Source organism: Marinimicrobium sp. C2-29 (assembly GCF_038419845.1).
GTDB lineage: Bacteria > Pseudomonadota > Gammaproteobacteria > Pseudomonadales > Cellvibrionaceae > Marinimicrobium.
Map to the genome: position 1 here is coordinate 64313 of NZ_JBCAQT010000007.1, position 15920 is coordinate 80232.

A 15920-nucleotide genomic window follows, 5' to 3' on the forward strand; every position below is an offset into this window, starting at 1 on the left:
TGGCCTCGATTTCCGGCAGGCATCCGTCCACGGTGAACGATCAGCATGCCCTCACAAGGGGCAACCATTTTTCCGTAAACGGGATACCAGTTTTGAGCAAAGAAAAGTTACCAGAGAACGACCCACACGCCGATCGCGAGGCGCAAAATTACGAAAACCCGGTTCCCAGCCGGGAATACATTCTCGAGCTGCTCGACACCGCTCAGGGGCCAGTGACGCACCCGGAAGTGTGCGACATGCTCGAGATCACCGACGAAGATCGGGTCGAGGCGGTGCGCCGCCGGCTGATCGCCATGGCCCGCGACGGCCAGTTGGTCAGCAACCGCCGGGGGGCCTTTGCCCGCCTGGACAAAATTGATGTGATCCGCGGTCGCGTTCAGGGGCACCGGGATGGCTACGGTTTCGTGATTCCCGCCAAAGGCGGCAATGACCTCTACCTGCACAACCGGCAGATGCGCCGGGTGTTTGATGGCGACGAAGTGCTGGTGCGGGTCACCGGCACCTACCGCGGCAAGGAAGAGGCCGACATCGTCGAGGTGCTCTCACGCAATACCCACCAGTTGGCGGGTCGCTTCTTCAAAGACGATGGCGTGCAGTTCGTCAGCCCCGAGAACCTTCGCATTACGCACGATGTCATGATTCCGCCCGGTGCCGAAGACGGTGCCGAGTCCGGCCAGATCGTGGTGGTCGAGATTACCCAGCAGCCGGACAAGAAGCGCCCGACCACCGGGCGTGTGATTCAGGTGCTGGGCGATCATATGGCGCCCGGTTTGGAAATTGATCTGGCGATTCAGACTCACGACATTCCCAATGTCTGGCCCGAAGCGGCGCTGGAAGAAGCCAATGCCCTGGCCGACACGGTCCAGGAGCAGGACAAGCTCCACCGGGTGGATGTCCGCCATCTGCCCTTTGTGACCATAGATGGTGCCGACGCGCGCGACTTTGATGACGCGATCCTGGCGGAAAAGCGCAAGGGTGGCGGCTGGCGTCTGTCGGTTGCCATTGCCGATGTCTCGCACTATGTGCCCTGCAACAGTGGGCTGGATCGCGAAGCACAGCGACGCGCCACCTCGGTTTATTTCCCGGATTATGTCGTTCCGATGCTGCCCGAGGCCATCTCCAATGGCCTCTGCTCGCTCAATCCCAAGGTGGATCGGTTGTGCATGGTGTGCGAGATGAACCTCAGCGCCGAAGGCGAGATCACCAGTTACAAGTTCTACGAGGGGGTGATGTACTCCCATGCGCGCCTGACCTATAACAAGGTGTGGGATATTCTTCAGGCTGAGGGCGATGACGAACATCCGCTGCGCCAGGAATTTTCCGATGTGCTGCCGCAGCTGCACTCGTTGCACAAACTCTATAAAGTCTTGCGCCAGGCGCGGGACGAGCGTGGCGCGATCGATTTTGAAACCACCGAAACCCAGATCGTCTTCAATGAAGATCGCAAGATCGACCGCATCGTGCCGGTTCATCGCAACGACGCGCACAAAATTGTGGAAGAGTGCATGTTGTGCGCCAATGTGTGCACGGCGCGCTTTCTGGAAAAACACAACATCACCTGTCTCTATCGGGTGCACCAGGGGCCCACGGAAGAGAAGCTGGCCAACCTGCGAGAATTTCTGGGCGAATTGGGCCTGGGGCTGGGCGGTGGTTCAGAGCCCACCTCGGCCGATTTCCAGGCATTGATGCAGACCATTCAGGGCCGTTCAGACAGCCATCTGATCCAGATGGTCATGCTGCGTACGATGCGTCAGGCGGTCTATCAGGTGGAGAATGAGGGGCACTTCGGGCTGGGCTTTGATGCCTATACCCACTTCACCTCGCCCATCCGCCGCTACCCGGACCTTCTGGTTCACCGGGCCATTCGCTCCGTGATCCGGGGTGAGCGCCAATCCAGCCAGGTGGTCAAGGTGGAGGGCGCCAAGCCGCTCAGCCTGAAAGAGATCTACCCCTACGAGACCTCGGACATTGTCGCCTTGGGCGAGCACTGCTCCTTGAGCGAGCGCCGTGCCGATGAAGCCACCCGCGACGTCACCAGCTGGCTCAAGTGCGAGTACCTGCAGGACCATGTGGGCGAAGTGTTCGACGGTGTGGTCGCGGCGGTTGTGGGCTTCGGCCTGTTTGTCGAAATCAAGGATCTGTACGTCGAGGGGCTGGTGCACATCACTGCGCTGCCTCACGATTATTACCGCTTCGAGCCGGCCCAGCACCGCCTGGTAGGCGACCGGACGCGCAAGGTCTTTGGCCTGGGCGATGAGCTGCGCGTGCGCGTGGTGCAGGTGGATCTGGACAGCCGCAAGATCGATTTTGAAATGGAAGAGGTTACCTCCACCCGTCGTGGCAAGGGTAAGGCCAACGCCCGTCAGGACTCCGGGGCCAACAAAGGTGGCGGTAAAGCTAAGGCCGGAAGCAAGGCGAAAGCCAAGTCCGATGGCAAGCCCGGTCAGAAGAAACAGGGCCAGGCCAAACAGGACCAGAACAAGTCAGGACAAAATAAACCGGGTCAGAAGTCGGGTGGCGGTAACCGTCGTCCGCGCAAACCCAACCAAGCCAAGACAGAACAACGCCATGGTCAACAGCAAGGTACGAAAGCTTCGCGGTCGCCGAAAGCTGGAGCAGTTCGACAGACGCAAGAGACTGATGCGCCTAAGAGCCGGTCTCTATTTGCGTCGGCGGCAGCTGGTGTCAAAAAAGCGCTGGCTAAATTTACTAAGAAGAGATAATCACTGGTTCGAAAACCTCTGCAGCGTCCGTCAGGCGGCGCTGGACAAGGCCGGTCGCGAACGTGACCGGGACAGTGATTGACCGCGAAATCAGGACCGGGACAACGGCGTGAGTAAGAGTGAAATCGTGTTTGGTCTGCACTCGGTGCAGGCCCTGCTGAAAAGTGCTCCCCAGCGTGTGCTGGAGCTGTATTGCCTGCAGGGGCGGGGCGACCAGCGGCTGCAGAAGCTGCTCAAGATCGCCGAAGCCGAAGGCATGTCGGTGCAGACGATGGGGCGCGCCAAACTCGATGCGCTGTCTGAAGGTGAAAATCATCAGGGTGTGGTCGCCCGGTGTCGTCCCGGTGAGGTCCACGATGAAGCCTTTCTGCTGCGTCTGCTCGAGTCGCTGGGGCACACGCCCCTGCTGTTGGTGCTCGATGGCGTGACGGACCCCCACAATCTGGGGGCCTGCCTGCGCAGCGCCGAGGCGGCCGGGGTGGATGCGGTGATTGCGCCCAAGGACAAGTCGGCGGGCCTGAGCCCGGTGGCACGCAAAGTGGCCTCGGGCGCGGCGGAAGTGCTGCCTTTTGTGCCGGTCACCAATCTGGCGCGCACGCTCAAGAAGCTCCAGGACGCCGGTGTCTGGTTGGTGGGCGCCGCCGGAGAGGCGGACGCCACCCTCTACCAGGCCGATCTCAAAGGCCCCATCGCCCTGGTGATGGGGGCGGAGGGCGAAGGCCTGCGCCGCTTGACCCGGGAAACCTGCGATTATCTCATCAAGATTCCCATGGCCGGCTCGGTCAGCAGCCTCAACGTCTCGGTGGCGGCGGGCGTCTGTCTGTTTGAAGCCGTGCGCCAGCGTTCCCTCTGAGCCCGCTCATCCCTTCTTTTTTGGGTATTTTTGACCAAATCATCTTACTAATCTTTGGACCATAAGCCCTGGTTTGGCGCCGGTTTTGGCGAAATAGGGGCGATTGGCACCGGATTTTGCCATTCAGGCCGGATTTTATCCCTTCTTGTGCTTGAAGTCGGTCCAGCGTCGAATTATATTGTATTACGAATAAAACAAAGAAATTCGAGCTGTCCGCTATGACTGATAATGACGAAAATCGACCCCTGCGATCCGCTCAGTGGTTTGGCGCCCGAGACAAGAACGGTTTCATGTATCGCAGCTGGATGAAGAATCAGGGCATTCCCGAGCATCACTTTCAGGGCAAGCCGGTGATTGGTATCTGCAATACCTGGTCGGAGCTCACCCCCTGTAACGCACACTTCCGCGACCTGGCCGACCGGGTCCGTCGGGGGATTATCGAAGCGGGCGGTGTTCCGGTCGAGTTTCCGGTGTTCTCCAGCGGCGAGTCCAACCTGCGGCCCACCGCCATGCTGACCCGCAATCTGGCAGCCATGGATGTTGAAGAGTCGATCCGGGGCAACCCCCTCGATGGCGTGGTGCTGATGACCGGCTGCGACAAAACCACGCCGGCGCTGATGATGGGCGCGGCCAGCTGCGATATCCCCAGTATCGTGCTCACCGGCGGGCCCATGCTCAACGGCAAGCACCGGGGGCAGGATGTGGGTTCGGGCACCCTGGTGTGGACGCTGCATGAGGATTACAAGGCGGGACGGATCACGCTGGACGAGTTCATGGAGGCCGAGGCGGGCATGTCGCGCTCCGCCGGCACCTGCAATACCATGGGAACCGCCTCTACCATGGCCTGCGTCGCCGAAGCCATGGGCATGTCGCTGCCCGAAAGCGCGGCCATCCCGGCGGTCGACGCCCGGCGCGGCGCGCTCTCCTACCTGACCGGCATGCGGATCGTCGGAATGGTGCAGGAGGATCTGAAACCCTCGGATATCATGACCCGCGAGTCATTCATCAATGCCATTCGCACCATTGCCGCCGTGGGCGGCTCGACCAATGCCGTGATCCATCTCAAGGCCATTGCCCAGCGGCTGGGAGTGGAGCTGAGCCTGGATGACTGGCAGACCTACGGTCAGCCGGTCCCCACCATTGTCGATTTGCAGCCTTCGGGCCGCTTTTTGATGGAAGAATTCTATTACGCCGGCGGTCTGCCCCCTGTATTGCGTCGCCTGAACGAGGCCGGGCTGCTGAACGCAGATGCGAGGACAGTGACCGGGCGCAGCCTCGGGGAGAACAACGCCCAGGCGGAGTGCTTCAATGAGGAGGTCATCCGGCCTCTGGAGCGTCCGCTGTGTGAGAGTGGCGGCATTTGTGTGGTTCGGGGTAACCTGGCGCCGCGCGGGGCCGTCCTCAAACCCTCCTCGGCCACCCACGAGCTGATGCACCACCGGGGCAGGGCGGTCGTGTTTGAGGACTTTGAACACTATAAAGAACGAATTATGGACCCGGACCTGGACGTGGATGCCTCCTCGGTGCTGGTGCTCAAGAACTGCGGCCCCAAGGGGTACCCGGGAATGGCCGAAGTGGGGAACATGGGGTTGCCGCCCAAACTGCTCAAGCAGGGCGTGACCGACATGGTGAGAATTTCCGATGCCCGTATGAGCGGTACCGCCTTCGGCACCGTAGTGCTACATGTGACGCCGGAGGCGCGCGAGCTGGGGCCGCTCGCAGCAGTGGAGGATGGCGACTGGATTGAGCTGGACGCCGCCAGCGGGCAGCTGAATGTCGAGTTGAGCGATACGGAATTGAATCGCCGCCTGGAGCGGTTGCGGGCGGCCGGGCCGGCGGCGCGACCGGGGGGCTATATGCAGCTCTACCTGGACCACGTGATGCAGGCCGACGAGGGGTGCGATTTTGACTTTCTGGTCGGTTGCCGTGGCGCCGAGGTCCCGGCCCATTCGCATTGAGTTTCGGGGGTGGTGGCGGTAACGGAGTCCCGTCGACAGGGCCGAAAGCGATTGACAAAAGGGTGTTTGCGCATATTATAATACAATAGATTTGATCACCGTCCGGCCGCGGCCGGAACTACGCAACAGGGTAATGTTATGACGTCTTATGCACTGGGCCTGGACTATGGCTCCGATTCGGTACGAGCGCTGCTGGTCGACACCGCCAGCGGCGAAGAAGTGGCCACCACGGTTGTGCCTTACAAGCGCTGGAACCAGGGGCTCTATTCCGAGCCGGCCAAAAACCAGTTTCGTCAGCATCCGCTCGATTATCTGGAGGGCGTAGAGCAGGCCGTACAGGGGCTCTGGAAAGAGGCGCCCGCCGGCGCGGCCGAGAAAGTCGTCGGTGTCAGCTTTGACACCACCGGCTCCACCCCGGTCCCGGTGGACAGCGAAGGGGTGGCGCTGGCGCTCAAGCCCGAATTTGCCGAAAACCCCAACGCCATGTTCGTGCTCTGGAAAGACCACACCGCCATCAAAGAGGCGCAGCAGATTACCGCCGCCGCCGAAGCCGCCCCGGAAAACTATCTCAAGTATGAAGGCGGCATCTACTCCTCGGAGTGGTTCTGGGCCAAAGCCCTGCACGTGCTGCGCGAAGATCCGGCCGTGCGCGACGCGGCTTACAGCTGGGTCGAACACTGTGACTGGATGCCCGCCGTGCTGACCGGCACCACCCACCCGAGCAAGTTCCGGGCGGGCCGCTGCGCCGCCGGCCACAAAGTGATGTGGCATGCCAGCTGGGGTGGCTATCCGCCCAATGAGTTCTTCACCGGTCTGGATCCGGTGCTCGACGGTCTGTGCGACCGTCTGCCCGGCGAAACCTTCACCTCCGATCAGTCTGTGGGCCCCCTGACCGAAGAGTGGGCGCAGAAGTTGAGCCTGCCCGCCGGTATCCCCGTGGGCTTTGGTGCCTTCGACGCCCATATGGGCTCGGTGGGTGCCAACGTCAAGCCGGGTGTTCTGACCAAGGTGATGGGGACCTCCACCTGCGACATCACCGTCGCCAGCTACGAAGACATCGGTGAGAAGTGCATTCGCGGTATTTGCGGTCAGGTCGATGGCTCGGTCATTCCCGGGCTGGTTGGTCTGGAAGCCGGTCAGTCGGCCTTTGGTGATCTTTACGCCTGGTTCCGCAACCTGATCAACTGGCCGGTGCAGACCATTCTGGCCAACAGCGACACGCTGGATCAGGCGACGCGCGATGCGCTGGTCAAAGAAATTGAAGACAAAACACTGGTCGAGCTGGGCAAAGCCGCGAGCGAAATCGCCCCGGGCGAGTCCGGCATCACCGCTCTGGACTGGGTGAACGGCCGGCGCACGCCGGATGCTGACCAGACCCTGAGCATGGCCATCAGCGGCCTGACCATGGGCAGCCACGCGCCCCACATTTTCCGTGCGCTGGTTGAGGCCACCGCGTTTGGCGCTCGTGCCATCATCGAGCGCTTCAAATCCGAAGGTGTGGCCATCGATACCGTGGTGGTGATCGGCGGTATTTCCAAAAAGTCCGATTTTGTCATGCAGGTATGTTCTGATGTGTGGAACTGCCCGATTGATGTGCTCGACAGTGAGCAGAGTTGTGCTCTGGGTGCGGCCATTTTTGCCTCCACGGTCGCGGGTGTGCACCCCAGCGTGGAAGCCGCGCAGAAAGCCATGGCTTCTCCGGTGTGCAAAACCTATGAACCGGACGCCAAAGCCGCTGCCAAATATGATGAGCTGTACCAAAACTATCAGACCCTGGGAGCCTTTGTAGAAGGAGAGCGCAAATGAGTTATCGCGACCTGAAAGAGCAAGTGTACGAAGCCAACATGCAGCTGCACCACCGCAACCTGGTGGTGTACACCTGGGGCAACGTCTCCCAGATCGATCGGGACAATGGCGTCGTTGCCATCAAGCCCAGCGGTGTCGCCTACGAAGATCTGAGCGTGGATGACATTGTGGTGGTCGACCTGGACAACCAGGTGGTAGAGGGCAAGATGCGCCCCTCCTCCGACACCAAAACTCACACCCACCTGTATCGCCACTTCGAGAGCATTGGTGGCGTGACCCACACCCACTCAACCTATGCCACGGCCTGGGCCCAGGCCCAGCAGCCGATTCCCTGCTACGGCACCACGCATGCGGACTACGCCTACGGCGATATTCCCTGCACGGCCGTCATGAGCGACGCTCAGATTGAGCGGGATTACGAAGAAGAGACCGGCGTCCAGATCACCGACTGCTTCAAAGATCGTAGCCCGGTAGAAACGCCCATGGCCATCATCGCCGGTCACGCGCCCTTTACCTGGGGGAAAGACGCGGCCCAGTCGGTGTATCACGCGGTGATTCTGGAAGAGATGGCCAAAATGGCCTACCTGACACGCACCCTCCGGTCCGATGTGCAGCCGCTCAAGCAGGGCATCATCGACAAACACTATCTGCGTAAGCACGGCAAGAATGCTTACTACGGACAAAATTAATCGACTATTACTATTTTAGGGTTAACGACATGAAAACTTACGGTGAGAAAGAAATCTGGTTTGTAACAGGCTCCCAGCACCTGTACGGCCCCGAAGTACTGGACAAAGTGGCGGCCAACAGCCAGGAAATTGCCAAGGGCCTGACCGCCTCGGACAAGCTGTCGGCCAAGATCGTGGCACAACCGACCGTCAAGACTCCCGACGAGATTCTGGAAGTCTGCCTGCGGGCCAATAACGACGCCAACTGCGTCGGCCTGATCCTCTGGATGCACACCTTCTCGCCCGCCAAAATGTGGATCGCGGGCCTCAAGGCACTGGCCAAGCCCTATATGCACCTGCACACCCAGTTCAACGCCGAGTTGCCCTGGGGCGAAATCAACATGGATTACATGAACCTGCACCAGAGTGCCCACGGTGACCGCGAGTTCGGTTATATCGGCACTCGCCTGCGTCAGGACCGTCGCGTCGTGGTCGGACACTGGAGTCAGGATCGGGTTCAGACCGAAATTGACGACTGGGTCCGCGTGGCCATGGGCTGGCACGAAGCGCAGACCCTGAAAGTGGCCCGTTTTGGCGACAACATGCGTCAGGTGGCGGTGACTGAGGGTGACAAGGTCTCGGCCCAGATCAACTTTGGCTACGAAGTGCATGCCTTTGGTCTCGGCGATCTGGTCAAGGTCGTGGACAGCATCCCGGAAGACCAGATCAATGCGCTGGTCGACGAGTACCTCCAGACCTACACCGTCTCGCAAGAGCTGCTGGACGATGCCCATCAGATGGAAATGGTCAAGAACGAAGCACGCCTGGAACTGGGCATGGAGAAGTTCCTGGAAGACGGCGGCTTCAAGGCGTTCACTAACAACTTTGAAAACCTCACGGGCCTGACCGGCCTGCCGGGTCTGGCCACCCAACGCCTGATGGCCAAGGGTTACGGCTACGGCGGTGAGGGCGACTGGAAAACGGCCGCCATGACCCGGATCGTGAAGGTGATCAGCCAGGGTAAAGAGGGTGGCACTTCCTTCATGGAAGACTACACTTACAACCTGGGCGTGCGTGACCAGGTTCTGGGTGCGCACATGCTGGAAATCTGCCCCACCATTGCGGCCGAAGAAAAGCCGCGCCTGGAAGTGGCTCTGCACACCATCGGTATTCGCAAAGACATCGCCCGTCTGAAGTTCACCGGCAAGCCTGGCCCGGCCATGAACATCACCACGGTCGACCTGGGCACGCGCTTCCGGATCGTGATCAACGAGCTGGACACCGTGGCTCCGCCCGCCGATCTGCCCAACCTGCCGGTCGCCTCGGCCCTGTGGGAGCCGCGTCCGAACCTGGGCATTGCCGGCGCCGCCTGGATTCTCGCCGGGGGTGCACACCACAGCGTGTACAGCCAGGGTGTGACCACCGAGCAGATCATCGATTTTGCCGAAATGGCAGGCGTTGAGGCCGTCGTTATTGATGAGGACACCAAAGTCCGCACTTTCAAAGATGGATTGCGCCAGAACGCGGCTTACTACCATCTGAAACAGGGCGTTTAACCTCCGGACCCGGCAGTCAACCCTGCCGGGTTTTTATTACCGGGGTGACCATTTGAACGGGAGGCTCTCCCGTTCCTGTTATTACCCACCCAACAATAATTGAAAGGCAGACGACAGTATGAAGACCCAAAAACTGACGATACTGGAAAAAGTCGGGTTCGGTAGCGGCGACACGGCCGTCAACCTTGTTATCTCTTCGATGTTCCTGATCGTCTCCTACTTCTACACCGACATCTTCGGTCTGAAGCCCAGCCATATGGGTATCCTCTTTCTGGTGGCCCGTCTGGTGGATGCGTTCACCGACCCGCTGATGGGCATTATCACCGACCGGGTCAATACCCGCTGGGGCCGCTATCGGCCCTACTTTCTGTTCATGTCGGTGCCGTTCGGGCTGTCGATCTTCCTGATGTTCTCGACACCGGACTGGGACTATAACGCCAAGCTGGTGTGGGCCTATGCCACCTACATTTTCGTAACGCTCATGTTCACCTCGGTCACGATTCCGTATATCTCGCTGATTGGTGTGCTGACCGCGGACCCGAAAGAGCGGCTGTCCGCTAACGGCTATCGTCTGTTTTTTGCCAAGGTGGCCGCCTTCCTGGTGACCATCATCGTGCCGATCATGGCGGCGAACTGGGGTGACGGTGATCTGGCGGTCGGGTACCAGGCCTCCATGGGACTGATGGGGATCCTGGGCACCTTGTTGTTCCTGTTCTGCTTTGCTACCACCACCGAGCGGGTCAAGCACGAAGTCGAGAAAAAGTCACTCAAAGAGCAATTTCAGGTTCTGATCAAGAACGACCAGTGGTTGGTCCTCTTCGCCGTCTGCTTTACCGGCACCCTGGGCTATGTGATGCGAAGCTCGGTGGCGGCCTATTACGCCAAGTACTACCTGGGCGCCGACACGGCCATGCTGTCCGCTTTCATGACCACCGGCGTGACCGGCGCCCTGTTGGCGATGATCGCCTCCACCTGGATCACCAAACGCTACTGTAAAATCCAGCTCTTCCGCTGGACCCAGCTGGCGGTGGGGGTGCTCAGTGTCATCATGTTCTTCGCCGTTGATCCGGGTGACGTGGTGCTGGCCTTTATCCTTTACTTCCTGATTTCCTTTGTCGTCGACCTGCACGCGCCCGTGTTCTGGTCGGCCATCGCCGAGGCGGTGGATTACGGTCAGGCGAAAACCGGCAAGCGGGTTTCCGGCCTGGCGTTTGGTGGCATCTCCTTCGCCCAGAAGGCGGGTATGGGTTTTGCGGGTTTCATCGTTGGCCTGCTGCTGACCTATTTCAACTACGAAGCCAACGTCGATCAGAGTACTTTCACTCTGACCGGTATTGCCCTGATGCTGTCGGTGATTCCCGGCCTGTTCCACTCCATCATGGGCGGGCTGATGTTCAAGTACAAAATCACCGACCGGTACTATGAGGAAATGAAACGGGACAGTCTGGCCGATTCGGCCCTGGCCGAAGCCGATCCCAACGTTTCCTGAGGGTGGCCGAACCAATACACAATCCGTAGGGCGTGGTAAGCGGAGCGCACCCGCCGTCGCCCAATGTACCCTATAGCAACGTAGTAGGGTACGTTGGCGCGGCTTGCTCCTCGATGCCCTGAGGACACAATTTAATTGGAGACCGAAATGTCAGAAACACTCAAACCCCTGATCGAACAACGCGCCGATCCCTATATTCACAAGCACACCGACGGCTACTACTACTTTACCGCCTCGGTACCGGCCTACGACCGCCTCGAGCTGCGTCGCGCGCCAACCATCGCCGAGCTCCCCGACGCCGAGCGCGTGGCCGTCTGGTACAAACCCGAATCCGGCCCGCTGAGCGAATTGATCTGGGCTCCGGAAATCCACTTCAACCAGGGCGCCTGGTACATCTACTTTGCCGCCGCGCACACGCGTGAAATCAAAGACGGTTGCTTCCAGCACCGCATGTACTGCATCAGCACCAAAGCGGACAATCCGCTTGAGGGCGACTGGACCGAGCCGAAGCAGATCGAGACCGGCATGGACACCTTCTGCCTGGATGCCACCACCTTTACTCATAAAGGGCAGCTGTACTACGTCTGGGCCCAGAAGCAGGACGACATCCCCGGTAACTCCAACCTGTACATTGCGCCCATGGACACACCGGACGCGATTGCCGGTGAGCCCGTACTGCTCACCGTCCCCGAACTGGAGTGGGAAACCCGCGGCTTTCTGGTCAATGAAGGCCCGGCGGTATTGATCCGCAACGGTCGCGTCTTTCTGACCTACTCCGGTAGCGCCACCGATGAGAACTACTGCATGGGTATGCTCTGGGCCGATGAAAACGCCGATCTTCTGGACCCGAAAAGCTGGACCAAGTCACAGAAGCCGGTGTTCCAGAGCGATATGGAAAACGCCATTTACGGGCCGGGGCACAACAGCTTCACCGTGGCCGAAGACGGTAAAACCGATATGCTGGTGTATCACGCCCGCACTTACACCGAGATTGAAGGGGACCCGCTGTGGAATCCGGATCGTCACACCTTCATCAAACCCATCAAGTGGGATAGCGAAGGCTTTCCGGTTTTTGGTAAGCCTTCCACGGTGGAGTAACTGGTCGCACTAACACGGTCGGTCAGGCCATCACGGCATTAACAACGAGGTTCAATTATGAAAGCGATCAACTGGTTCAAAAGTGTGGGGGTTTCCCTCGTGGCGCTTGCCGCTGTCGGTTGTCAGGCCGAGCAGGTCAGCATTCACGATCCGGTCATGGCCAAAGAGGGCGACAGCTACTATCTGTTCAGCACCGGCCCGGGCATTACCATCTACAACTCTGAAGACATGGTGAACTGGGAGCGCCAGGGGCGCGCGTTTGAGGGCCAGCCAGACTGGGCAAAAGATGTGGCACCGGAATTCAACGGTCACCTGTGGGCGCCGGACATCATCTACAACGAGGATACTGATCAGTGGTATCTGTACTATTCCGTATCGGCCTTTGGTAAAAACACTTCCGGCATGGGCGTGACCACCACCAAGACACTCGACCCGGAATCCGACGATTACGGTTGGGAAGATCAGGGTATGGTGATCCAGTCCGTTCCTCATCGGGATATGTGGAACGCGATCGACCCCAACATCATCGTCGACGATGAGGGCGATGCCTGGATGAGCTTCGGCTCCTTCTGGGGTGGAATGAAGATGTTCAAGCTCGACGAGACCTGGACCAAGCCGGCGGAACCCCAGGAATGGGCCACCATCGCCAAGCGCGAACGCTCCATTCTGGTGGATGATGCCGAGGCCGGCCCCGCCGAGATCGAAGGTCCGTTCATCTTCGAAAAGGGGGATTATTATTACCTGTTTGTCTCCTACGGTCTGTGCTGCCGGGGTGCTGACAGCACCTATCATGTGGCGGTCGGCCGCTCCAAGAACGTCACGGGTCCCTACGTGGATAAAGACGGCGTGGATATGAACAAGGGCGGCGGCACCATCATTCTGGAAGGCAACGAAGACTGGTACGGCGCTGGCCACAACAGCATCTACAATTTCGATGGCACCGACTATCTGGTGTTTCATGCCTATGAAGCCGCCGATGACGGCTTACAGAAGCTGAAGATTGCCGAAGTCGAGTGGAACGATGGCTGGCCCAGCATTGATCAAGACGTGCTCGACGAATACCAGAGCGTCCTGATCGAGGAATAAATCGGATAGCGCGGTAACGGCAGGTGCGCTGTCGCTTACCGTGCCCTACGGATTTTTCGATGGGATGCGTAGGGCACGGTAAGCGCAGCGCCACCTGCTAATCGAAGAATAAAGCCTTTACGGCAGGTGCCCAAGCTGCCGTAGGGCACGATAAGCGACAGCGCATCTGCCTTAACTCACTTGATGCTTTTCACGTGTCGTTCTTGTACCGCTTATAAAAAAATATCGCCAATATCACAGGTGCATTCCGCTATGACTAAATTCCTGCCTTTCACCCTGGCGGCCATTCTGGTCACTGGCTGTGCCCTGAGTGGCGACCGCGAGGAGTCCGAGCCCCAACCGGTGGAAGCCTTCCACCTCAATCAGGTCCGATTGCTCGACAGCCCGTTCAAACACGCCCAGGAAACCAACCTGAGCTACATTTTCGCCATGGATCCCGACCGCTTGCTTGCGCCTTACCTGCACGAGGCGGGGCTGGAGCCCAAGGCCGACAATTATGGCAACTGGGAAGACTCGGGCCTGGACGGTCATATTGGCGGCCACTATCTCACCTCACTTTCTCTGGCTTATGCCGCCACCGGCAATGGCGAAGCGCTGCGCCGGCTGAACTACATGCTGGATGAATTGGAGCGGGCGCAGGAGGCCAATGGCAATGGCTACCTGGGTGGCGTGCCCGGCAGCAGGGAGCTCTGGGACGAGATCGAACGGGGCGAAATCAACGCGGACCTTTTCGCCCTCAATGGCAAGTGGGTGCCCTGGTACAACGTGCACAAGGTGTTCGCCGGCTTGCGCGACGCCTATTTGTACGCTGACAGTGAACAGGCCAAACAGATGTTGGTCGAGCTGTCCGACTGGACCCTCAATCTGGTGGAGGGTCTGAGTGACGAGCAGATTCAGGCTATGCTGCGCACCGAGTACGGCGGCATGAACGAGGTGTTTGCCGACGTCGCCGCGATCACCGGCGAGGACAAATACCTGACCCTGGCCAAGCAGTTTTCTCATGAGCAGATCCTGGATCCGCTCCTGGCGGGAAAGGATGAACTCAACGGGCTGCATGCCAATACCCAGATCCCCAAGGTCATCGGTTACCAGCGGGTGGCCGAGCTGTCCGGTGACGAGCACTGGTCCGACGCGGCCGAGTTTTTCTGGCGCACCGTCGTGTACGAGCGTTCGGTCGCGATTGGTGGCAACAGTGTCCGCGAGCACTTTCACCCCACCGATGACTTCACGCCGATGGTGACCGATCGGGAAGGCCCCGAGACCTGCAACACCTACAACATGCTCAAACTGTCCAAAATGCTGTACAGCGAAGCGGGTGAGCTTGAATACATCGACTATTATGAACGGGCTCTGTACAACCACATCCTGTCGAGCCAGCATCCGGACCACGGCGGTCTGGTGTACTTCACGCCCATGCGCCCCGCGCACTACCGCAAGTACTCCCAGCCGGAAGAGGCCATGTGGTGTTGCGTCGGCTCGGGCATTGAAAACCATTTCAAGTATGGCGAACTCATTTACGGCCACCAGGGTGATGACATTCTGGTCAACCTGTTCATTCCCTCGCGCCTGAGCTGGGAAGAGCGCGGTATTACCCTGGTGCAGGAAACCGATTTTCCCGACGCCGAAACCACCACCTTTACCCTGGAGCAGGGGTGGGGCGATTTCGCTCTGAAACTGCGCCATCCGGTGTGGGTCGATCAGGGTGATGTCCAGGTGCAGGTCAATGGTGAAGCGGTCGATGTCGAGGCGGGGCCGGGCGAGTACGTTGAGCTGGATCGCCAATGGCAACAGGGAGATCGGGTGACCGTGACTCTGCCCATGGAAACCCGGCTAGAGCAGCTGCCCGATCAGACCGATTATTACGCCGTGCTGCACGGTCCGATTGTTCTGGCCGCCAAAACCGCCGCGTTTGAAGACGAGCAGCTGAACTTTCTCAGCGACGACAGTCGCATGGGGCACATTGCCGAGGGCCAGCTGTGTCCGGCCGAGGCAACGCCCATGATGATCAGTGAGCCCGAGACGTTTTTGACCCAGGTGCGACCGGTCGCCGGAAAACCCCTCACGTTCACCGCGCCCAGGGGCCTTGATGCCCCCCAGGAAGAGAGTGTCGAGCTGATTCCTTTCTTCCGCCTCCACGATGCCCGTTATACCCTCTACTGGCCCAATGCCAGGAGCGACGACAGCGAAAAGCGTGCCGAAGAGCAGCGTGAGCGACTGGCGCTGGAAGCCATTACCATCGACCAGATAGCGCCCGGCGAGCAGCAACCGGAATCCGACCACTTTTTCAAAGGTGAAGATACCGAAGCCGGGATCCACATGGGCCGTCACTGGCGCCACGCCCAGGGCTGGTTCAGTTACCAGCTGCGCGATCCGCGCGCCGAGGCTGAAACCTTGCGCATCACCTACTTCGGCGGCGACGCCGGGCGGGAATTCGAGATCAGCCTGGACGGCACCAAAATTGCTGATGTAGAACTTGAAGCAGGGAAGGGCGCCGACTTCTACACCGTGGACTACCCGGTCCCCGACGCCGTGGTCGAGAACGCTGAAGACGGCCAGATCGAGCTGAAGTTCACCGCCAAACCGGGCTCCATCGCCGGCGGCATCTACGGCGTTCGCCTCCTCCGCAACTAAAAAAGGGGACGGAGGGATTTAATTTTCAACTAAAAAAGGGGACGGAGGGATT

Annotated in this window: 10 protein-coding genes; all 10 read left to right on the forward strand. The window is 59.6% G+C overall.

What is annotated here, in order from left to right; all coding sequences use genetic code 11:
* Positions 1–92: 92 nt before the first annotated feature.
* Positions 93–2723 carry a ribonuclease R gene (rnr, locus tag AAE484_RS08510; protein WP_341937946.1) on the forward strand — a complete coding sequence of 877 codons (2631 nt, stop codon included), beginning with the start codon at positions 93–95 and terminating at the stop codon, positions 2721–2723.
* A gap of 109 nt (positions 2724–2832) precedes the next feature.
* Positions 2833–3576, forward strand: a complete 744-nt coding sequence (gene rlmB / locus AAE484_RS08515; RefSeq protein ID WP_341937947.1) for a 23S rRNA (guanosine(2251)-2'-O)-methyltransferase RlmB — start codon at positions 2833–2835, stop codon at positions 3574–3576.
* 218 nt (positions 3577–3794) lie between these two features.
* Positions 3795–5534: an IlvD/Edd family dehydratase gene (locus AAE484_RS08520; RefSeq protein ID WP_341937948.1), complete on the forward strand. Its 1740-nt coding sequence runs from the start codon at positions 3795–3797 to the stop codon at positions 5532–5534.
* A 138-nt stretch (positions 5535–5672) separates the two neighbouring features.
* Positions 5673–7340: a ribulokinase gene (locus AAE484_RS08525; RefSeq protein WP_341937949.1), complete on the forward strand. Its 1668-nt coding sequence runs from the start codon at positions 5673–5675 to the stop codon at positions 7338–7340.
* Positions 7337–8029, forward strand: a complete 693-nt coding sequence (gene araD / locus AAE484_RS08530) for an L-ribulose-5-phosphate 4-epimerase AraD (protein WP_341937950.1) — start codon at positions 7337–7339, stop codon at positions 8027–8029. The genes AAE484_RS08525 and araD overlap by 4 nt, the downstream gene beginning before the upstream one ends.
* 29 nt (positions 8030–8058) lie before the next feature.
* Positions 8059–9564, forward strand: a complete 1506-nt coding sequence (gene araA / locus AAE484_RS08535) for an L-arabinose isomerase (RefSeq protein ID WP_341937951.1) — start codon at positions 8059–8061, stop codon at positions 9562–9564.
* Between the two features lie 118 nt (positions 9565–9682).
* Positions 9683–11053, forward strand: a complete 1371-nt coding sequence (locus tag AAE484_RS08540) for an MFS transporter (protein ID WP_341937952.1) — start codon at positions 9683–9685, stop codon at positions 11051–11053.
* A gap of 147 nt (positions 11054–11200) precedes the next feature.
* Complete coding sequence (locus AAE484_RS08545) at positions 11201–12151, forward strand: glycoside hydrolase family 43 protein (protein ID WP_341937953.1); 951 nt, start codon at positions 11201–11203, stop codon at positions 12149–12151.
* A 57-nt stretch (positions 12152–12208) separates the two neighbouring features.
* On the forward strand, positions 12209–13237 hold the full coding sequence (locus AAE484_RS08550) for an arabinan endo-1,5-alpha-L-arabinosidase (RefSeq protein WP_341937954.1): 1029 nt from the start codon (positions 12209–12211) through the stop codon (positions 13235–13237).
* 252 nt (positions 13238–13489) lie between these two features.
* Entirely contained in the window at positions 13490–15868 is a 2379-nt protein-coding gene (locus tag AAE484_RS08555) for a glycoside hydrolase family 127 protein (RefSeq protein ID WP_341937955.1), read from the forward strand.
* The last annotated feature ends 52 nt before the right edge of the window (positions 15869–15920 follow it).

Coding starts and splice junctions, on each gene's coding strand:
- araD (WP_341937950.1), top strand. CDS start 7,337: ATGAGTTATCGCGACCTGAAAGAGCAAGTGTACGAAGCCAACATGCAG.
- AAE484_RS08540 (WP_341937952.1), top strand. CDS start 9,683: ATGAAGACCCAAAAACTGACGATACTGGAAAAAGTCGGGTTCGGTAGC.
- AAE484_RS08525 (WP_341937949.1), top strand. CDS start 5,673: ATGACGTCTTATGCACTGGGCCTGGACTATGGCTCCGATTCGGTACGA.
- AAE484_RS08555 (WP_341937955.1), top strand. CDS start 13,490: ATGACTAAATTCCTGCCTTTCACCCTGGCGGCCATTCTGGTCACTGGC.
- AAE484_RS08520 (WP_341937948.1), top strand. CDS start 3,795: ATGACTGATAATGACGAAAATCGACCCCTGCGATCCGCTCAGTGGTTT.
- AAE484_RS08545 (WP_341937953.1), top strand. CDS start 11,201: ATGTCAGAAACACTCAAACCCCTGATCGAACAACGCGCCGATCCCTAT.
- AAE484_RS08550 (WP_341937954.1), top strand. CDS start 12,209: ATGAAAGCGATCAACTGGTTCAAAAGTGTGGGGGTTTCCCTCGTGGCG.
- araA (WP_341937951.1), top strand. CDS start 8,059: ATGAAAACTTACGGTGAGAAAGAAATCTGGTTTGTAACAGGCTCCCAG.